This window comes from Aeromonas sp. 600276 (assembly GCF_049175815.1).
GTDB classification, from domain to species: domain Bacteria; phylum Pseudomonadota; class Gammaproteobacteria; order Enterobacterales; family Aeromonadaceae; genus Aeromonas; species Aeromonas dhakensis.
On the sequence record NZ_JAAKVU010000012.1, the window covers coordinates 53,054 to 72,676 of the forward strand.

15 protein-coding genes are annotated in these 19,623 nt (G+C 60.9%); 8 read left to right on the top strand and 7 right to left on the bottom strand.

Going from position 1 to position 19,623, the window contains the following annotated elements:
• Positions 1-32 precede the first annotated feature (32 nt).
• The 7 genes from G5134_RS13270 to G5134_RS13300 all read right to left on the bottom strand — a co-directional run bounded on the left by G5134_RS13270 (position 33) and on the right by G5134_RS13300 (position 12,014).
• The gene (locus G5134_RS13270) at positions 33-4,895 is read right to left on the bottom strand and encodes an NAD-glutamate dehydrogenase (protein WP_408824798.1); all 4,863 of its coding nucleotides are present in this window, start codon (positions 4,893-4,895) and stop codon (positions 33-35) included.
• A 278-nt stretch (positions 4,896-5,173) separates the two neighbouring features.
• A complete protein-coding gene (locus tag G5134_RS13275) occupies positions 5,174-5,395 on the bottom strand; it encodes a DUF2835 domain-containing protein (RefSeq protein ID WP_005300804.1) in 222 nt (73 codons plus the stop codon).
• Between the two features lie 70 nt (positions 5,396-5,465).
• Positions 5,466-8,090: an aminopeptidase N gene (gene pepN, locus G5134_RS13280; protein ID WP_421232054.1), complete on the bottom strand. Its 2,625-nt coding sequence runs from the start codon at positions 8,088-8,090 to the stop codon at positions 5,466-5,468.
• A 133-nt stretch (positions 8,091-8,223) separates the two neighbouring features.
• On the bottom strand, positions 8,224-10,239 hold the full coding sequence (gene prc, locus G5134_RS13285) for a carboxy terminal-processing peptidase (protein WP_065017630.1): 2,016 nt from the start codon (positions 10,237-10,239) through the stop codon (positions 8,224-8,226).
• Between the two features lie 8 nt (positions 10,240-10,247).
• Positions 10,248-10,886 (bottom strand): RNA chaperone ProQ, encoded by a 639-nt coding sequence (gene proQ / locus G5134_RS13290; RefSeq protein WP_005300795.1) that lies wholly within the window; start codon positions 10,884-10,886, stop codon positions 10,248-10,250.
• Between the two features lie 101 nt (positions 10,887-10,987).
• Positions 10,988-11,446, bottom strand: a complete 459-nt coding sequence (locus tag G5134_RS13295; RefSeq protein ID WP_065017631.1) for a GAF domain-containing protein — start codon at positions 11,444-11,446, stop codon at positions 10,988-10,990.
• A gap of 109 nt (positions 11,447-11,555) precedes the next feature.
• Positions 11,556-12,014 (bottom strand): hypothetical protein, encoded by a 459-nt coding sequence (locus tag G5134_RS13300; protein WP_019838735.1) that lies wholly within the window; start codon positions 12,012-12,014, stop codon positions 11,556-11,558.
• A gap of 283 nt (positions 12,015-12,297) precedes the next feature.
• Between G5134_RS13300 and ccoN the strand changes: the two genes are divergently transcribed.
• The 8 genes from ccoN (at position 12,298) to G5134_RS13340 (ending at position 19,616) form a co-directional block, all read left to right on the top strand.
• Complete coding sequence (gene ccoN, locus G5134_RS13305; protein WP_005300785.1) at positions 12,298-13,722, top strand: cytochrome-c oxidase, cbb3-type subunit I; 1,425 nt, start codon at positions 12,298-12,300, stop codon at positions 13,720-13,722.
• Between the two features lie 16 nt (positions 13,723-13,738).
• Entirely contained in the window at positions 13,739-14,353 is a 615-nt protein-coding gene (gene ccoO, locus G5134_RS13310; protein ID WP_005300783.1) for a cytochrome-c oxidase, cbb3-type subunit II, read from the top strand.
• 12 nt (positions 14,354-14,365) lie between these two features.
• The gene (locus G5134_RS13315; protein WP_005300779.1) at positions 14,366-14,545 is read left to right on the top strand and encodes a CcoQ/FixQ family Cbb3-type cytochrome c oxidase assembly chaperone; all 180 of its coding nucleotides are present in this window, start codon (positions 14,366-14,368) and stop codon (positions 14,543-14,545) included.
• Positions 14,545-15,534 carry a cytochrome-c oxidase, cbb3-type subunit III gene (gene ccoP / locus G5134_RS13320; protein WP_005300777.1) on the top strand — a complete coding sequence of 330 codons (990 nt, stop codon included), beginning with the start codon at positions 14,545-14,547 and terminating at the stop codon, positions 15,532-15,534. The genes G5134_RS13315 and ccoP overlap by 1 nt, the downstream gene beginning before the upstream one ends.
• A 118-nt stretch (positions 15,535-15,652) precedes the next feature.
• Complete coding sequence (locus G5134_RS13325) at positions 15,653-16,141, top strand: FixH family protein (protein WP_017782879.1); 489 nt, start codon at positions 15,653-15,655, stop codon at positions 16,139-16,141.
• A gap of 92 nt (positions 16,142-16,233) precedes the next feature.
• Positions 16,234-18,633: a heavy metal translocating P-type ATPase gene (locus G5134_RS13330; protein ID WP_065017632.1), complete on the top strand. Its 2,400-nt coding sequence runs from the start codon at positions 16,234-16,236 to the stop codon at positions 18,631-18,633.
• A gap of 121 nt (positions 18,634-18,754) precedes the next feature.
• On the top strand, positions 18,755-18,946 hold the full coding sequence (gene ccoS, locus G5134_RS13335) for a cbb3-type cytochrome oxidase assembly protein CcoS (protein WP_019838738.1): 192 nt from the start codon (positions 18,755-18,757) through the stop codon (positions 18,944-18,946).
• Positions 18,930-19,616, top strand: a complete 687-nt coding sequence (locus G5134_RS13340; protein ID WP_065017633.1) for a sulfite exporter TauE/SafE family protein — start codon at positions 18,930-18,932, stop codon at positions 19,614-19,616. The genes ccoS and G5134_RS13340 overlap by 17 nt, the downstream gene beginning before the upstream one ends.
• Positions 19,617-19,623 lie beyond the last annotated feature (7 nt).

Below are 19,623 nucleotides of genomic sequence, written 5' to 3' on the forward strand. Positions count from 1 at the left end.
AAAGCCCCGGCAACTGGCCGGGGCTTTTGGGGTTATGCCGAGGTTCGGCAATTCAACTGGAGCAGGTTCAACTCCCGCAAGGCCACCGAGAACTTGGCGAACTCGTGAGTGCTGGTGGTCTTGAAGTCGGCCAACATGTGGGTCCAACGGGACAAGAGTTGCTCATGCTCCGAAATCCAGTCGGCCAGTATGGTAGCGCATTCTCCCTGATCTTTGCACCCTTCCAGTACCACGGAAGTGAGACTGCGTTGCTGCCAGTCCAGATCTTCGCGGAAGGAGGCCCGCGCCATCGCCTGCCAGTGGTTGCCCACCGGTTGATGATTGATCTGGTCGAGGAACCAGTGCAGATCCAGCTTGGCGCCGAGGCGATAGTAGACGTTGGCGGCGCGCAGGATGTCGGTCTTGTGCTCCGCGGCAATCTGCGCCAGATCCAGGCTGGAGAAGAGGCTGCTCATGTGGGCCACCTGACGGGCGATCGCTTCCGGCACCTGCTTGGCCACCAGGGCGGCGACCGCCTGCTGGTGCTCGGCTACTTCGCTCTCGTCCATCACCTCGTAGAGGTGCTGACCCAACGTCTCGAAGGCCGGACGGAAGAAGGCGATGTTCTCGCTGATGCTCCAGCTGCGGTTGCGGGCGCGCAGGAACCAGCGGGTGGCACGGCGCACGATGCGACGGCTGTAGAACATCAGTTCGAGCTGGGTCTGGGCATCCACCAGGTTGTCACACCCTTCGATGTCGCGCCACAGCTGGTTGAGGCCAAACACCTCGCGTGCCATGGCGAAGCAGCAGGCCACTTCCGCCACCGAGGCACCGGTCTCGTCCTTCATCCGGCTGGCGAAGTTGAGCCCCATGTCGTTGACCAGCATGTTGGCCACCCGGGTCGCGATGATCTCGCCGCGCAGCGGATGCTGGGCAAGCGCCGCCCCGAACTGCTGCTGCAGCTTGGCCGGGAAGCTGGTCACCAACATGTTGGCGAGGAAGGGCTCGTCGGTCACTTCCGGGCAGTTGAGCTGCTCTTTCAGCACCATCTTGCCGTAGGCCACCAGCACCGCCAGTTCGGGTCGGGTCAGCCCCTGCCCTGCCGCCATCCGCTCGGAGAGCTCTTCGTCGGAGGGCAGGAACTCGAGGCCGCGGTCCAACTTGCCTTCGCGCTCCAGCCCCTGGATGAAGCGCTGCTGCTCCTTGAGCTGCTCGGCGCCGCGGAAACTGGTCACCGAGATGGACTGGGACTGGCGATAGGCGTTGGTGATGACAATCTGCGCCACGTCGTCGGTCATCTCGTAGAGCATCTGGTTGCGCTGCTTTAGGGTCAGATCGCCAGCCGCCACCAGCTGGTTCAGCAGGATCTTGATGTTCACCTCGTTGTCGGAGCAATCCACCCCGCCCACGTTGTCGGTGAAGTCGGTGTTGATGCGACCACCCTGGCTGGCGTACTCCACCCGGCCGAGCTGGGTGAAGCCCAGGTTGCCACCCTCGCCCACGATGCGGGCCCGCAGATCGCGGCCGTTGACCCGCAGCACATCGTTGCTGCGATCGCCCACTTCGGCATCGCTCTCGCGGGCACTCTTCACATAGGTACCGATGCCGCCGTTCCACAGCAGATCGACGTTCAGGCAGAGCAGCGCCTTGATCAGCTCGTTCGGGGCCATGCTGGCCTTGTCGGTGCCGAGCAGGGTCTGCATTTCGGGGCTCAGCTTGATGGACTTGGCCGAGCGCAGGAAGATGCCGCCCCCTGCCGAGATCAGTTCCCGGTTGTAGTCATCCCAGCTTGAGCCTGGCAGCTCGAACAGGCGCTTGCGCTCGACGAAGCTCTTGGCTGCATTGGGGGTCGGATCGACGAAGATGTGCATGTGGTTGAAGGCACCCACCAGCTGGGTGTGCTCGGAGAGCAGCATGCCGTTGCCAAACACGTCGCCGGCCATGTCGCCAATCCCCACGCAGGTGAAGTCGGTAGTCTGGCAGTTGACGCCAATCTCACGGAAGTGGCGCTTGACCGATTCCCAGGCGCCACGGGCGGTGATGCCCATCTTCTTGTGGTCATAGCCGACCGAGCCGCCGGAGGCGAACGCGTCGCCCAGCCAGTGGCCATATTCCAGGCTTATCTCGTTGGCGATGTCGGAGAAGGTTGCAGTGCCCTTGTCGGCAGCCACTACCAGGTAGTAATCATCCTCGTCGTGACGCACCACGGATTTAGGCGGGATCACCTCGCCGCCGATGATGTTGTCGGTCACATCGAGCAGGCCGCGGATGAACAGGCGATAGCAGGCCTTGCCCTCTTCCTGGATGACGGCACGGGGGGCGCCTGCCGGCATCTGTTTGCAGTAGAAGCCGCCCTTGGCTCCCACCGGCACGATGACGGTGTTCTTCACCTGCTGGGCTTTCACCAGACCCAGCACCTCGGTACGGAAGTCCTCCTTGCGATCGGACCAGCGCAGACCGCCACGGGCTACCTTGCCCCAGCGCAGGTGCACCCCTTCCACCCGCGGCGAGTAGACGAAGATCTCGAACTTCGGCAGCGGCAACGGCATGTCGGTGATGCTGGAGGGGGCCAGCTTGAAGGAGACGTAGGGCTTGATGTTGCCCGCCTTGTCCAGCTGGTAGTAGTTGGTGCGCAGGGTGGCGTCGATCATCTCCACATAGCGGCGGATGATGCGATCGTCGTCCAGGTTGGCGACCTGATCGAGCTTGGCGGCGAGCTGCTCGTGCAGCTTGGCGGATGCCTTGGCATCTTGCGATGGCACCTTGGCGTCCTGCTTGCCGGCCGGATCCAGACGTTGTTCGAACAGGGTGAACAGCAGCTGGGCGATATCCGGGTAGCGGGTCAGGGTCTCTTCGATATAGGACTGGCTGAAGGAGACGCCGGTCTGGCGCATGTATTTGGCATAGGCGCGCAGTACCGAGACCTGACGACCGGTGAGGCCGGCGCCCAGCACCAGCCGGTTGAAGCCGTCATCTTCCAGTTGCTTGTTCCAGATGGCCGCAAAAGCCTGCTGGAAGCGTTGCTGGCTCTGCTCCAGATCGAACGGCTGCTCCCCATGCAGCAGCATGGAGAAGTCGAGGATCCAGAAGATGTCGCCCGCCGGGGTGCGGACCTGATACGGGGTTTCACCGATGACCCGCAGCCCCATGTTTTCCAGCATGGGCAAGACGTCGGAAAGGTGGATGGGTTCGGTGCGGTGGAACAGCTTGAGGCGGACCCGGCGATCGTTCTCCTCCTCCTGGGCACGGTAGAACAGCATGCCGAGCGGATTGGCCTCGCTCAGGTTGTCCAGCTCCATGATGTCGGCCACGGCGGAACCCGGCAGCACGTCTTCCTTGTAAGCGCGGGGGAAGGCGGTGCTGAAACGGCGGCGCAGTTCGTTGCCACGGGCTTCACCGTAGTGAGAGAGCAGCACGGAGTCCAGACGGTCATCCCAGCTGCGGGCCGCTTCAATCAGGTTGTTCTGTACTTCGTTCACATCCACATCCACGTTGTTGTTGTTGACCCGCACTATGTAGTGGGTCCGTGCCAGCACGCCCTCGGTGAAGTAGACGTTGAACTCCACCTCTTCGCTGCTGCCGAAATACTTCTGCAGGATCTGCTGGGTCTTGACCCGCAGCGCCGTGTTGTAGCGCTCCTTGGTGACATAGACCATGCAGGAGAAGAAGCGGCCGTAGACGTCGCGGCGCACGAACAGGCGCAGCATGTCGCGCTCCTGCATCTCCAGCACCCCAAGACCGGTGGCCAGCAGCTCCTCTTCGCGAGCCTGGATCAGCTCATCGCGCGGGTAGGTTTCCAGCACGTTCAGCAACGCCTTGTAGGCATGGGAACCCTTCTCGTGACCGGAAGCGGCCATGATGCGCTCGAGGCGGTGGCTGATGAGCGGGATCTGGGTCGCGCTGGTGTTGTAGATGGAGGAGGCATACAGACCGATGAAGCGATCTTCGCCTACCACCTTGCCGTGCTCGTCGAAGCGTTTGATGCCGATGTAGTCCACATAGGCCGGGCGATGCACCCGTGATTTGCTGTTGGACTTGGTGAGGATCAACAAGGAGGAGCTCAGGGCCGCGTGACGGGCACTGGCCGGCATGGTGCCCAGGCGCTGCCCCTCATCCTTGATGGAGTTTTTCATCAGACCCAGGCTCGAATCCGGCTGCGGCAGGATCTCGTGATCCCCTTCCACCGCCTTGACGTCGTAGCGACGATAGCCCATCAGGGTGAAGTTGTGAGCGGCCACCCATTTGAGGAAGGCGACGCAAGAGTCCACCTCGGCCTTGCTGACCGGGTGTTTGCGTTTGGGCAGCTCGTCGATGATCTCGTTCAGGCGTGCCAGCATGGGCTGCCAGTCACCGACCGCCAGGGCCACTTCACCGGCGACGGAGTTGAGCTCGGCGGTCAGCCCTTCCATCTGCTCCTCGCTGGTAAGGTGATCGATTTCGATGAGGAAGGCAGTCTCGACGGAGGTCTGTTCGGCCGTGTTGTCCAGATCCAGAATGGCGCTGATCTTGCCTTCACTGCCGCGAATGAGGTGCAGCGGCTGGTGCAGCATCATGTGCGCCGTGATGCCCCGGCGCTTGAGCGCCATGCGGATGGAATCCACCAGGAAGGGGGAGTCCTGCAGGATGATTTCGACGATGGTATGGGGAGACTGCCAGCCGTGGCGGGTCAGCTCGGGATTGTAGACCCGGATATAGGGCTCTGTGCTGGTGCGCTGGTTGAGCGCATTCCACAGGCTGAGCGCGGCGCCATAGAGATCGCTGTCATTGCGATCGTGCAGATCGGTGCTCGCCATGTTGCCGTAGAACTTGGCGACGAAGCACTCGACCAGGGAGGCACTCTTCTTGGGCAACTTCTGATGGATCAGGCTGAGAACGTTTTCGAGCAGAACTGAGGTAGGGGCGTCTTTCAATGCCATTTCTATATTCCTTATCGGACGACATTAACCACCGACACAGAGACATCCACCCTGGATGCCCACCGGTACAGAGTTGCTGCGAAGTGTAATGTCTTGGATCAAGGAAGGCGAGCAAAGGTGATAATGAGTTGTTAAAAACAAGGGGCAGATCACGCCTTAAGCTGTGAAAAATTTTGCCGTTCTGGCAAAAAACAGAAAATCCCACTGGATGGTTACGGATTTACCGGATAGATAGTGACTGAAAGCAGTGAATTACGCGGAAATATGTTCAAGTTTTGTTAATTTATGCGTTCGAGGCTGATAAAGCGATAATCGTCCTGGGTTTTGAGGCGAAAGTAGCCATGTACCCCGCTGATGGCGACGAAGGGCCGGATTTTCTCAATGCCCAGTTCCAGGGTCAGCCCCTGCTCGCTGCGCACCACCAGCCGTTTGGCATGGCCCTGGTACATCAGCATGACCTCGTCATGGCTCAATGAGAGGCGAAAGGTAAACTGCTTCACGATGACTCCTCTGGTCGTGGTTGAAGACTCACGGTAAAGGGCGGGAGATGACTCCCCCGCCCGCTCGTGCTTACTGCTGCAGCGCCTTGCTCACCTTCTCGAACAAATCCCGCGCCAGCCCCTCGAGGTTGGCCAGACGGGTCAGCTCGGTGCGGATCAGCGCCTTGCGCCCCTCATCGAGCCGCTTGAACTGGATGAGCGGAGTGATGAGGCGGGATGCCACCTGCGGATTGACCTCATTAAGCTCGATCAGCAGATCGGTCAGGAAGCGGTAACCGCGACCATCGCGCGCATGGAACTGCACCTGGTTGTTCATGGCAAAGCTGCCCACCAGCGCCCGCAGCCGGTTCGGGTTGCGAATGCTGAAGGTGGGGTGCGCCATCGCCTGCTTCACCTCTTCCAGCACGTCTTCCGCCGGCTTGGCACCCACCAGCCGCAGCCAGTTGTCCAGCACCAGTCCGTCTTTGGCCCACTTGCCTTCGAAATCGGCCAAGAGCTCGGCGCGGCACGGCAGCAGATGGCTGTTGGCCACCTGCAGCGCCGCCAGGGTGTCGGTCATGTTGTCGGCAGCCGCATATTGCTGGCGCACCAGCAGATCGGCGCTGCCGGCATCGAGGGCCGCCAGATAGCCCAGCACGACCCCCTTGAGCGCCCGCTTGGCCATGTCGGCGTGCACCACCTGATAAGCCGGCAGGCGCAAACTCTCGTAGCAGGCCACCAGACGGGCCCCGAAGGCGTGGGCCAGCGAGGTCTGGATCTCGTTGCGCACCTGATGGATGGCATCGATGTCGGCCACCTCGAACAGCTCGGCCAGGGTCGCCTCACCCGGCAGCGCCAGGATCTCAGCCTTGAAGGCGGGGTCGAGCCCCTCGTCGTCAAGGATGGCGACAAAGGCCGCCAGCAGGGTCCGGGAGACATCAACCCCCTGCCCTTGCTGAGTCCGGGCCACGCCGTCGATGACCGCCTTGTTGATCAGCATCTGCGCCGCATCCCAACGGGCAAATTCGTTGCGGGCAAAGCGCATCAGGAAGGCCAGAGCCTCGTCGCTGTAGTCATAGTGCAGTTTGACCGGCGCAGAGAAGTCCCGCAGCAGGGAGGGTACCGGCTTGACCGATACCTTGTCGAACACGAAGGTCTGCTCCGCTTCCAACACGTCCAGCACGTTGCCGATGGCCTTGCCCTGGTACTGCAGCGGGATGACGGCACCCTGCTCGTCATAGAGTTCGATGTCGAGGGGGATATGCAGCGGCAGTTTCTGCGGCTGATCCTGGGTCGGCGGGGTGTGCTGGCTCACGTGCAGGCGATAGACGCCGCTGTCGGCATCGTACTCGTCGGTCACGGTGAGTTCGGGGGTACCGGACTGACTGTACCAGCGGCGGAAGCGGCCGAGATCGACCCCGGAGGCATCTTCCATCGCCTGCACGAAGTCATCGCAGGTGACCGCCTGACCGTCAAAGCGCTCGAAATAGAGGCGCATGCCCGCCTGGAAGGCCTCCTCACCCAGCAGGGTGTGCAGCATGCGGATCACTTCCGAGCCTTTCTCGTAGACGGTCAGGGTGTAGAAGTTGTTCATCTCGATCACCACATCCGGGCGGATGGGATGGGCCATGGGGCCGGCATCCTCGGCAAACTGCGGGCCGCGCACGGTGCGCACGTTGTTGATGCGATTGACCCCGCGCGAACCCAGATCGGAGGAGAACTCCTGATCCCGGAACACCGTCAGCCCCTCTTTCAGGCTGAGCTGGAACCAGTCGCGGCAAGTGACGCGGTTGCCGGTCCAGTTGTGGAAGTATTCGTGGCCGATCACCCGCTCGATGCCGTGGTAGTCGCTGTCGGTGGCGGTAGCCGGGTTGGCCAGCACGAACTTGGAGTTGAAGATGTTGAGCCCCTTGTTCTCCATTGCGCCCATGTTGAAGAAGTCCACCGCCACGATCATGTAGATGTCGAGGTCATACTCGAGGCCGAAGCGCTGCTCGTCCCAGCGCATGGAGTTGATGAGGCTCTCCATGGCGAAACCGGCTCTGTCCAGGTTGCCCTTGTCGACGAAGATCTCGAGGGCCACCTTGCGGCCACTACGGGTAGCGTAGCTACCCCGCTCCACGTCGAAGTCCCCGGCCACCAGGGCAAACAGGTAGCTCGGCTTGGGGAAGGGATCCTGCCACTGCACGAAGTGGCGGCCATCACCCAGATCGCCGCTGTCGACCTTGTTGCCGTTGGAGAGCAGGAAAGGATACTTGGCCTTGTCGGCGGTGATGCGGGTGCTGTAGCGGGCCAGAATGTCGGGCCTGTCCATGTAATAGGTGATGCGTCGGAACCCTTCCGCCTCGCACTGGGTGCAGTAGGCATCTCCGGACTTGTAGAGCCCTTCCAGCGCGGTGTTGGCGGCCGGGTTGATGTCGGTGACTATGGTCAGCACGCATTCTGCCGGCAGGTTGAACAGGGTCAGGCTGCTCTCCCCCTGCTCATACTGGGTAAAGGCAACCCCGTCCACGCTGATGGCGTGCAGGACCAGCCCTTCGCCATCCAGCACCAGCGGCTCCTTGTGGTCGCCGTTGCGACGCAGGCGGGAGATGGCGGTGACCCGGGTCTGCGGCTCCTGCAGTTGAAAGTCGAGATCGATGCTGTCGCACCAGTAGAGCGGCGCCTGGTAATCCTGGCGATATTTGGCCGTCATGGCCTGGGAGTGATCGGTCATTATTGTTTGCTTCCACGCTTGTTATTGACGTGTCAGAGGCTGTCATAACCGGTTGGCAGGGTCAAATAGTTTGCATTCAGGCAAAGGAAAGGGCGACCGAAGTCGCCCTTGTTGATTAATTGGCTGTCCCTGTTCAGCCGCGTTTGCTGAGCTTGGCCAGATCCGCCGTGATGTTGGCAGCCTCGACCAGATACTCGTCGGGTGCCTCAAAATCGGCAGGCAGATCGTCCAGGCTCTTCACCGTCGGCTTGCCCAGGCGAGTCAGGCGTTCGTTGGCGCGCTTGAGCGCCTTCTCGTCCTGCTTGGCCTGATCCGCCAGACGCTCCGCCTCGTTCAAGGAGACCGACTTCTTGTCTTTCTCCTCCTTGTACTCGGCGATGTCCTGCATCACGTAGGCAAACTCCGGATCCTTGTTGATCCGCGCCTCGTGGGCCGCCTGCAGCTTGGGCAGCAAGCTGGCAAAGTTGCCGAGCTTGTCGTACTTGGCCGACGCTATCTTGTCCCACGGCAAGGCGTTGAACTCGCGGCTCTCGCCTGTCTCTTCCGGTGCCACCGCGGTGGGGAAGCTGATGTCCGGGGCGACCCCCTTGTTCTGGGTGCTGCCACCGTTGATCCGGTAGAACTTGGCGATGGTGTACTGCACGTGACCCAGCGGCTGCTCGTAGAAGTCATAAACCTTGGCGAGGCTGCGATGCTGCTGCACCGTGCCCTTGCCAAACGAGTTCTCGCCGAGGATCAGGGCGCGGCCGTAATCCTGCATGGCGGCGGCAAAGATCTCGGAAGCCGAGGCACTGTAGCGGTCGATCATCACCGACATGGGGCCGCCGTAGTAGACGTTGCCGTCGTCATCACCATTGACGGTGATGCGGCCCATGTGATCCCGGATCTGCACCACCGGGCCGCTCGCGAAGAACAGGCCGCTCAGGGCAGAGGCCTCGGTCAGCGCACCACCGCCGTTGCCACGCAGATCGACGATCAGCCCCTCGATCTTCTGCTTGTTGAGGCTGGAGAGCTCCTTGATCACGTCGTCGTGCAGGTTGACGTAGAAGCTCGGGATCTCGAGCACGCCGATCTTCCTGCCCTCGGCGGTGATCACCTTGGACTTGGCGGCCCTGTCTTCCAGACGTACCTTGTCACGCACCAGCTCGATCTGCTCGGTCTTGGCGCTGGCGCCCTTGCCGCGCTGGATCTCCAGCTTCACCTTGCTGCCCTTGGGCCCCTTGATGAGCTCGACCACGTCATCGAGACGCCAGCCGATCACGTCGACAATCTTGCCGTCGTCCTGCCCTACCCCGACGATCTTGTCGTCCGGTTTAAGGTGGTTGGACTTGGCGGCCGGGCCACCGGGCACCAGAGAGCGAATGACGGTGAAGTCATCTTCGGCCTGCAGCACGGCCCCAATCCCCTCCAGCGAGAGGTTCATCTCGGTGTTGAAACGATCGGCGCTGCGCGGAGACAGATAGCTGGTGTGCGGCTCGATGGCGCGAGCGAAGGAGTTCATGAAGAGCTGGAATACATCCTCGCTCTCGGTCTGGGACATCCGCTTGATGGCGTTGTTGTAACGCTTGCCGAGCAGCTCCTTGATCTCGGGCCACTCCTTGCCGCTGAGCTTGAGGCTCAGGGCATCGAACTTGACCCGCTGGCGCCACAACTCGTTGAGTTCGGCCTCGTCTTTCGGCCAGGCCGCCCCTTCCCGATCAAACACGTAGTTGTCGGGCTGGGTAAAATCGAAAGGAGTATCGAGCAGTTTGAGGGCGTATTCGAACCGCTCATAACGCCGCTGCTGACTCAGGTTGAACATCTCGTAGGCCGGCGCCAGCCGCCCTCTTTCGAGGTCGGTGTCAAAGCCGGTACGGTACTTTTCAAAACGGCTGATGTCAGAGGCCAGAAACAGGTTGCGGCTGTAATCCAGATTCTCCAGATACTTGTCAAAGATCACGGAGGAAAAGGCATCGTCCAGCTTGAACTGCTTGTAATGCGAGCGGGTAAACAGATTGGCAATTCGCTTGCTAGCCGTAGCATGTTGGCTCTCCTGAGCCAACACAGGCAAATCACTTTCCTTGAGCACCGGCTCGATGGCCTGTGCAAGCCCGGCAAGCGCCAGGCTACAGGCAACGAGGGAAAAACGAATTACGCCATGCTTCAACATTTGTCTCCTTAGAGAACCAGGTGCTCGAATTTGACCCGCAGCATCATGCCGGTCTGCAATTGAACCTGAACGTCATCCTTGGTCACTTCCTTGATGGTGGCCGGTACCGGCGACTTGCCCAGCACCACGCGCACGCCCTGCTCTACTTTCAGGGTAGCGGCATCCACCTTGACCAGCGGGGCCTCGTCAGCAACCGGGGCAGCCTTGGGAGCGGCTTTCGGCTTGCTGGACTTGGCGGCGGCATCGGCCTTGCGCGGGGCAGGACGACGCGGCTGCTTGGCCTTCTCTTCTTTATTGTTGGTACGACGGCTGGCAAAGACGCGCTCTTTGCTCTCTTTCAGAGCCTGTTTGGCGTGCTCGATGTGCTCTTCGGTGAGCAGCTCGCCCGGGTTGCCGTCCAGATCGACACGGGCCTGGCCGGCCTTGAGGCCATGCAGGTAACGCCAGCTGGAGGTGTATTGACGCAGAGCGGAGCGCAGCATGGTCTTGGAGACTCTGGCGTCGTCAGCAAGACGCTCGGCCAAATCCTGGAAGATGCCAATCTTGAGCGGCTTGGCCTCTCCTTCAGCAATGAAGCAGGCCGGGAATTTCTCGACCAGGTAGGCAACGATCTCTTTACTGTTCTTCAGCTTCTCAGTGTTTTCCATGTATAACCTTGGCTTTCATATAAACGCGCGGGCACGCCCGAGCACAACAAAGGCCCCATTATAGAGAGCTTGGGGCCTTTTGCGAACCATCAAGCAATGACTTAGAGCATGCTTTCCAAAATTTGCACCGTTTCTTCGAGGCCAATCCGGTCCTGCTCGTCAAAGCGGTTAAAGATTGGACTATCGATATCCAGTACGCCAATGATCTCGCCACGCTGGCGCAGCGGGATCACGATTTCGGCATTGCTGGCACCGTCGCAGGCGATATGCCCCTCAAATTGATGCACGTCGTCGATGAGCTGGGTCTTGCCCTCGGCCACCGCCGTGCCACAGACACCACGCCCAACCGGAATGCGTACGCAGGCCGGCTTGCCCTGGAAAGGGCCGAGCACCAGGGTCTCCCCCTGCAACAGGTAAAAGCCGACCCAGTTGATGTCGGTCAGCTCCTGATTGAGCAGGGCGGACAGGTTGGCCAGGTTGGCGATGAGATCCGGCTCTCCCTCCAGCAATGCCTGGGCCTGCTGGTTGAGCGTGCGATAAAATGCTTGTTTTTCAATCATGATTAAATGAACTTCACTCCCTGACAATCAGTGCAAGGTAACGCCCTGCCTGAAAAATTCAAATCAATTTTCACCTTGCCCCCTCCTTTTACACCTCAGGAAGAGGCCCTCAGCGAGCGACGGAGAGCGCCAGTTGCTGGCGCTGGCCATTGCTCCACTCGATATTGAGCAGCCAGACCATCATCGGCGAGGTGCAGGATCCCACCAGGGTCGTCCCTTGCCAGCCCTGGGCTGTGGCCTCAAAAGTGACCGGAATGGTCCCCATGAACATGTCCCGCCCCTCCAGCCACGCCTTCACCGGCGTGACGGCCGGATCGCCGCCCTGAAGCTGTATCACGAAGTCACGTTCGGCCTGGACCGGCAGCGAGGCGATGCGGGCGGTCAGCGGCTTATTCCCCACCTGCAGGGGGCATGAGCTGTGGGACAGATCACAAATCTGATCTTTTTCCGAGCTAGCCATCGCCGTCTGCGCGCCATCGAACCAGGTTCGATAGGCAACCAAACCGAGCAAAATAGTCAACACGATCGCCAAATGGATAATTTTGCGTGAAGTGAGTCTCTCTTTCATGAAAAAACAACCTTGTAAGATGTCTGAAAAATGACATTTTCGTGATCTCGCGCAAGGTAAATAATTGAACAGGCGAGACCCAACGGAGCCAAATATATCACTGTTTATACTGTTATTTTACCTGTCAGTTCAGTATCATTCCCATTGAATTTTCATTTAGCTACTTTTTGCTTTTCCTTTTATTAACAGTTGTTAACAAGAGAAAAGGCAGTAGCCAATGAAGTCGGTCCACCTCACTGGACACAAAATCAAACAACAGCAGCATCGGAAGCGGAATACAACGATGAGCCATACAACTAACCATCCTGAGTACAACTACACCGTTGTTCGCCAGTTCACCGTCATGACGATTGTCTGGGGAATTGTCGGCATGTCGGTTGGCGTACTGATTGCAGCCCAGTTGATCTGGCCTGCCCTCAACTTTGATACTCCCTGGCTGACTTACAGTCGCCTTCGCCCTCTGCACACCAACGCGGTCATCTTCGCATTTGGCTGTAGCGCCCTGATGGCGACCTCCTTCTATGTGGTGCAACGCACCTGTCAAACCCGACTGTTTGGTGGCCCGCTGGCGACCTTCGTGTTTTGGGGCTGGCAGGCCATCATCCTTTCTGCCGCCATTTCGCTGCCGCTGGGATACACCACCTCCAAGGAGTACGCAGAGCTGGAATGGCCGATTGATATCGCCATCACCATCGTCTGGGTCGCCTATGCCGTGGTCTTCTTCGGCACCCTGGTCAAGCGCACCACCTCCCACATCTATGTGGCGAACTGGTTCTTCGGTGCCTTCATCATCACGGTGGCCGTGCTGCACATCGTCAACAACATGGAAGTGCCGCTCTCGGGCATGAAGTCCTACTCCATGTACTCCGGCGCCATGGATGCCATGGTGCAGTGGTGGTATGGCCACAACGCGGTAGGCTTCCTGCTGACTGCCGGCTTCCTCGGCATGATGTACTACTTCGTACCGAAACAGGCGGGTCGTCCGGTCTACTCCTACCGTCTCTCCATCGTTCACTTCTGGGCGCTGATCTCCCTCTACATCTGGGCCGGTCCGCACCACCTGCACTATACCGCCCTGCCTGACTGGGCACAGTCCCTCGGCATGGTGATGTCCCTGATCCTGTTCGTGCCCTCCTGGGGCGGCATGATCAACGGCATCATGACCCTCTCCGGTGCCTGGCACAAACTGCGTTACGACCCCATCCTGCGCTTCCTGATCGTGTCCCTGTCGTTCTACGGCATGTCCACCTTCGAAGGCCCGATGATGGCGATCAAGACCGTCAACGCCCTCTCCCACTACACCGACTGGACAATCGGTCACGTCCACTCCGGCGCACTGGGCTGGGTTGCCATGGTATCTATCGGTGCCGTGTACCACCTGATCCCGAACCTGTTCGGCCAGGGCCGCATGTACAGCATCAAGCTCATCAACGTCCACTTCTGGCTGGCGACCGTGGGTACCGTGCTCTACATCGTCGCCATGTGGATTTCCGGTGTGATGCAGGGTCTGATGTGGCGTGCGGTCAACGACGACGGCACCCTGACCTACAGCTTCGTAGAAGCGCTGCAGGCCTCTTATCCCTTCTACTTCGTGCGCTTCCTGGGTGGCTGCTTCTTTGTCACCGGCATGTTGCTGATGGCCTACAACGCCTATCGCACCATCACTGCGCCCAAAGGTTCCCTGGAACCTGTCGCACAGCCAGCATGATTGAAGAGGTCAAAGCATGAGCAACAATAACCGTCACGAGATCTTTGAAAAGAGCGTTCCCATGCTGGTGGTCGGCATCATTTTTGCCATCAGCCTGGGGGGCCTGGTGGAAATCACCCCGCTGTTCTTCCAAAAGCAGACCACTGAGCCGGTCGAGGGCCTCAAGCCTTACACCGCCCTGCAGATGGAAGGGCGCGACATCTTCATCCGCGAAGGCTGCACCGTCTGCCACAGCCAGATGATCCGTCCGTTCCGCGCCGAAACCGAGCGTTACGGCCACTACTCGGTCGCCGGTGAGAGCGTCTGGGAGCACCCCTTCCTGTGGGGCTCCAAGCGTACCGGTCCGGATCTGGCCCGAGTTGGCGGTCGTTATTCCGACGACTGGCACCGTGCCCACCTGATCAACCCGCGCGACGTGGTGCCCGAGTCCAACATGCCCGCCTTCCCCTGGCTCGACACCAACGTGTTGACCGGTGAGCTGACCGGCAAGAAGCTGGCCCTGTTCCGCGATCACTTCGGCGTACCCTACACGGATGCCGACATTCAGGGGGCCGGTGAGGCCGTGAAGGGCAAGACCGAGCTGGATGCGCTGGTAGCCTATCTGCAATCACTGGGTCATGCCCTGAAATAAAGGAGTCAGGATATGGATTACGGCACTTTTCGCGGCCTGTATACCCTGCTGTTGATGGCCATCATGATCGGCATCATCGTCTGGGCCTACAGCAAGCGCCGCAAGACCTCCTTCGACGAGGCTGCCAATCTGGTATTTGCCGACGACGAGCAACCCAGTGCTGATAACAAGAACGCAGGAGCGAAACAATAATGAGCACTTTGTTTAGCATTTTTGTGACCGTCATCAGTCTGGGGACCATCCTCGGCTGCTTCTTGCTGCTGGTATGGTGCCTGCGCGACAAGATGGGCGTGGAAGAAGGCAAGTCCATGGGACACGCCTTCGACGGTATCGAAGAGATCAACAACCCGTTGCCGAAGTGGTGGACCTACATGTTCCTCTTCTTCATCGTCACCGGTCTGGTCTATCTGATTGCCTTCCCGGGCCTTGGCAACTTCAAGGGCGTGCTGGGCTGGCAGAGCTCCAACCAGGACGTACGCTCGCTGGCCGAGTCCAAGGCGGCGGCGGCTTCCGCCAAGGCGGAAGGCCGTGCGGTGGAGTACGATCGCGAGCTCGTCAAGGCTGACGAGATCTACGGCGCCAAGTTCCGTGAGCTGGCCTATCAGGCCGATGGCAAGACCTATCGCGCCATCGAGGAGATCGCCGCCGATCCGGAAGCCCGCAAGGTGGGTCAGCGTCTGTTCCTGCAGAACTGCTCCCAGTGCCACGGCTCCGATGCCCGCGGCGGTCGCGGTTTCCCGAACCTGACCGACAGCGAATGGCAATGGGGCGGCGCGCCCGACCAGATCAAGACCACCATCATGGGCGGTCGTCAGGGCGTGATGGCAGCCTGGGGCGAGATCCTCGGCAAGGACGGGGTCCGCGAAGTGGCCTCGTACGTGCTGAGCCTCTCCGGTCGCAAGGTGGACATGGTGGAAGCCAAGAAGGGTGAAGCGCGCTTCACCATCTGCGCCGCCTGTCACGGTCCGGACGCCAAGGGCGGCATCGCCTTCGGGGCACCGGATCTCACCAACAACACCTGGCTCTACGGCGGTTCCCGTCAGGTGGTCGAGCAGACCATCACCCACGGTCGTCACGGCGTGATGCCGGCCTGGAAGGATATTCTGGGTGAAGACAAGGTGCACCTGCTCGCCTCCTACGTTTACAGCTTGTCCCACAACGACCAGCAAAATAAGCAGTAACATGTGATAAACACGTGATTACTCAGCAAAAAGCCTCGACTCTTCGAGGCTTTTTGTTATCTTGTGTTGACTGAAATTCCTCTGTTTCGTTAACCACTGGTTTCACGGTAGTAGCACTATGTCCCAACCCTGGTATCGCCAATTCTGGCCCTGGTTCATCATCGCCCTCCCGACCGCCGCCGTGATCGGCAGCATCAGCACGGCGATCATCGCCAGCAAGGATGGCGTCAATCTGGTGGCCGAAGACTATTACAAGCAAGGCAAAGAGATTAATCAGGATCTCAGCAAGTTTGATCGCGCCGAAGCCCTCAACATCCACATCGCGCTGGAGGTCAACGGCAACGAGCTGACCCTCAAACCGCTGTCAGGGGATATCCCGGCCGGCCAGGCGCTCTACCTCTCCCTGTTTCACCCCACCCTCGCCGGCATGGACAGCGAGCACATGGTGACCGCCGACGGCAACGGCGTCTATCGCCTGCTGCTCGACAAGCCGCTCACCGGCAAGTGGCACGTGCGGGTGGATGCCTTCAACCACGAATGGCGGCTGCAAGAGACAGTCCAGCTCCCCACCAAGGCCCCCGTCGAACTCGATCCCAAAGGGCGCTGAGTCATGACTGGCCCGCTTCATCCTGACCTGCCGGCCCTGATCGGTGGTCACCGCTTTTCATCCGCAGACCCGGTGCTCTGCGACAATCTGCCATGACTGGCTGCTTTCACTGTGGTGAGCCGGTCCCCGCCGGCAGCCGCTATGCCCTCGAGATAAAGGGCATAATCCAACCCATGTGCTGCCCCGGTTGTCAGGCGGTGGCGGAAACCATTCTCGAATGCGGCCTGGCCAGCTATTACGAGCACCGCACCGCCCCCGGCACCAAGGGCGAGCTGGTACCCGCAGAGCTCGCCGCCCTCACCCACTATGATCTGGCCGAAGTACAGCAGGATTTTGTCACCGACAGCGCCACCGGCAGCCACAAGGTGCGCGAGATCCAGCTGACGGTGGAAGGCTTGACCTGCGCCGCCTGTGCCTGGCTCATCGAACGCCATCTGGGCAACCTGACCGGGCTGCACTACATCAACGTCAACACCACCACCCACAGAGCCCGCATCAAGTGGGATCCGGACCGGCTCTCGTTGAGCGACATCCTCAAGGGCTTTGCCAAGATCGGCTATCGCGCCTACCCCTTCCAGACTCACCAGCAGGAAGCGCTCTACGCCAAAGAGGTGCGCAGCTACATGTTCCGGCTGGCACTGGCGGGGCTCGGTTCCATGCAGGTGATGATGTGCGCGGTGGCGCTCTACATGGACCTCTTCATCAGCGTCGAAGAGGAGTTCATGGTCTATTTCAAGTGGATAAGTCTGCTGCTCTCCACCCCCATCATGATCTACTCGGCCCAGCCCTTCTACGTGGGCGCCTGGCGCAGCCTCAGGCAGGGGCACCTCTCCATGGACGTGTCGGTGTCGCTGGCGCTGATCGGTGCCTTCGTCGCCTCCATGTGGGCCACCGTGTTCAACACCGGCGAGGTCTACTACGACTCCATCACCATGTTCGTCTTCTTCCTGCTGCTGGGGCGCTTCCTCGAGCTGCGGGCCAGACGCAAGGCCTCCGAGTCGAGCTCCAACCTGGCGCGGCTGGTGCCCATTATGGCCACCCGGCTCGATGAGGATGGTGAACACGAGGTGGCGGCCAAGACGCTGCAGGTGGGCGATCGGGTGCGAGTGCTGGCGGGGGCCACCCTGCCGGCGGATGGCATCATCCTGCTTGGGCAGGCCAGCCTCAACGAATCCATGCTGACCGGTGAACAGCTGCCGCTGCTCAAGCAGGCGGGAGATGCCGTCTACGCCGGCACCATCAACACCGACGCCCCATTGGAGATCCGGGTCAGTCATCGTATCGAAGAGTCGCGTCTGGCCCAGATCATGCGGCTGCAGGATCACGCGCTGGACGACAAACCCGCCATCGCCCAGATGGCGGATGTGCTCTCCCGCCACTTCATTCTGGTGCTGCTGTTCATCGCCGCCGGGGTATGGACCTTCTGGCACTTCCATCAGCCGGAGCAGGCCTTCTGGGTCACTTTGGCGGTGCTGGTGGCCACCTGCCCCTGCGCCCTGTCGCTGGCCACTCCTACCGCGCTCACCTCGGCCACCGCCCGCCTGACCCGTGCCGGCATCCTGCTGCGCCGCGGCCACGTGCTGGACGTACTGACCCGGGCCAACCGCATCGTGATGGACAAGACAGGCACCCTGACTACGGGCAACATCAGCCTCACCAGCACGGAGGCCCTGGGCAATTTCGACGAGGCGCGCTGCCTTGCCATCGCCCGCGCCCTGGAGGCCTATTCCGAACACCCCATCGCCCGCGCCTTTCGCAGCAACGCCGCAGAGGACGCAGTGCTGCTGGCGGCCAGCAAGGTGACCCCCGTCATCGGACACGGTATTGAAGGGGTGATCGACGGTCGCCACTATCGCCTCGGCAGTGCCCGCTGGCTCGGCATCAGCGATGCCCACGCAGCGCAAGCGGACGGGTTGGTCATCTATCTGGCCGACGAGGATCGGGCGCTCGCCCGTTTCCTGCTGACCGACACCCTGCGCCCCGATGCGAAGGCGCTGATCCAGGCCTTCAAGGCGGCTGGCCTCAAGACCACCATCCTCACCGGCGACAGCTCGGCCCAGGCCGACGAGGTGGCCCGCGAGCTGGGGGTCGACGAGCTGGTCAAGGGGGTCACCCCGGATGGCAAGCTGGCCTATCTCAAGGAGCACGAGGCCCGCGGCGACATCAGCATCATGGTGGGAGATGGCATCAACGACGCCCCTGTGCTGGCCGGCGCTCATGCCTCCTTCGCCATGGCCGGCGGCACCGATCTGGCCAAGAACAGCGCCGACGCCATTTTGCTGGCCGACGATCTCTCCCGCCTGCTGGATGCCCGTGCCCTGGCACTGCGCACCCGCAAGATCATCAAGGAGAACTTCGCCTGGTCCATCGGCTACAACCTGCTGGTGCTGCCGCTGGCGGCCAGCGGCTGGCTGCCCCCCTATGTGGCGGCGGCGGGCATGTCGCTGAGCTCCCTCATCGTGGTCACCAACTCCATGCGGCTCAACCGCTGAGCCGTGACCACAGGGACAGACAGGGTGAAGGGAGCGAGCCTTGCTCCCTTCACCATCAAATCGACGGGCCTGCGGCCACCAACGGGTGTACCATGGCCCCTCTTATTGCAAGGTTTGCTGCATGAACATCATCTTCGTCCTCATCCCCATCGCCATCCTCTTCGTCATCATCGCCGGCGCCGTCTTCTTCTGGGCCATTCGCTCCGAGCAGTTTGAAGATCTCGACCGCCAGGGTTCCAACATCCTGTTCGATGAAGAGCAACCCGCCTCCAAACACGCCGAGCACGAGCACAAAGATGACGGCCACCCTTGATCTGCTGGGCGCCCTGCTGGTGGGACTGGCCGGCGCCGGCCACTGCATCGGCATGTGCGGCGGTGTCTCCGCCGCCCTCTCCATGGCCATTCCTGCCGAGAAGCAGCACTTCTGGGGTCGGCTCGGTTACCTGCTCAACTACAACCTCGGCCGGATCTTGAGCTATGTGATTGCCGGCGCCCTGGTGGGGGGCTTGCTCGCCACCACCAGCGAGCTCGGCGCGGGCAAGCACGCCATCGCCGGCCTGCGGCTGGTGGCGGCCTTCCTGATGATTGCCCTCGGGCTCTATCTCGCCGGCTGGTGGCAGGGGGTGTTGCTGCTCGAGCGCATTGGCGCCAGGTTGTGGCCCCGCCTCAAGCCGCTGGCGGGCAGGTTCATCCCCTTCACCTCGGCCTGGCAGGCACTGCCGTTTGGCATGGTGTGGGGCTGGCTTCCCTGCGGGCTGGTCTACTCCATGCTGACCTGGAGCGCGGCGGCGGGATCGGCCGCTGGCGGCGCGCTGATCATGCTCTTTTTCGGCTTCGGCACCCTGCCGACCCTGTTTGCGCTGGGAGGGCTGGCGGATCGACTGCGCTACTGGCTGACCCTGCGCAGTTTGCGCCTTGGCGGGGCCCTGCTGCTCATCGCATACGGTCTGCATACCCTCTGGATCGGGATTGCATCCTTTTGAAACCCTA

Bases quoted from the DNA above. Each gene is read 5' to 3' on its own strand.
- pepN (WP_421232054.1), bottom strand. From the start codon at position 8,090: ATGACCGATCACTCCCAGGCCATGACGGCCAAATATCGCCAGGATTAC.
- prc (WP_065017630.1), bottom strand. From the start codon at position 10,239: ATGTTGAAGCATGGCGTAATTCGTTTTTCCCTCGTTGCCTGTAGCCTG.
- G5134_RS13270 (WP_408824798.1), bottom strand. From the start codon at position 4,895: ATGGCATTGAAAGACGCCCCTACCTCAGTTCTGCTCGAAAACGTTCTC.
- ccoO (WP_005300783.1), top strand. From the start codon at position 13,739: ATGAGCAACAATAACCGTCACGAGATCTTTGAAAAGAGCGTTCCCATG.
- ccoN (WP_005300785.1), top strand. From the start codon at position 12,298: ATGAGCCATACAACTAACCATCCTGAGTACAACTACACCGTTGTTCGC.
- G5134_RS13330 (WP_065017632.1), top strand. From the start codon at position 16,234: ATGACTGGCTGCTTTCACTGTGGTGAGCCGGTCCCCGCCGGCAGCCGC.
- G5134_RS13340 (WP_065017633.1), top strand. From the start codon at position 18,930: ATGACGGCCACCCTTGATCTGCTGGGCGCCCTGCTGGTGGGACTGGCC.
- G5134_RS13315 (WP_005300779.1), top strand. From the start codon at position 14,366: ATGGATTACGGCACTTTTCGCGGCCTGTATACCCTGCTGTTGATGGCC.
- ccoS (WP_019838738.1), top strand. From the start codon at position 18,755: ATGAACATCATCTTCGTCCTCATCCCCATCGCCATCCTCTTCGTCATC.
- G5134_RS13325 (WP_017782879.1), top strand. From the start codon at position 15,653: ATGTCCCAACCCTGGTATCGCCAATTCTGGCCCTGGTTCATCATCGCC.
- G5134_RS13300 (WP_019838735.1), bottom strand. From the start codon at position 12,014: ATGAAAGAGAGACTCACTTCACGCAAAATTATCCATTTGGCGATCGTG.
- ccoP (WP_005300777.1), top strand. From the start codon at position 14,545: ATGAGCACTTTGTTTAGCATTTTTGTGACCGTCATCAGTCTGGGGACC.
- proQ (WP_005300795.1), bottom strand. From the start codon at position 10,886: ATGGAAAACACTGAGAAGCTGAAGAACAGTAAAGAGATCGTTGCCTAC.
- G5134_RS13295 (WP_065017631.1), bottom strand. From the start codon at position 11,446: ATGATTGAAAAACAAGCATTTTATCGCACGCTCAACCAGCAGGCCCAG.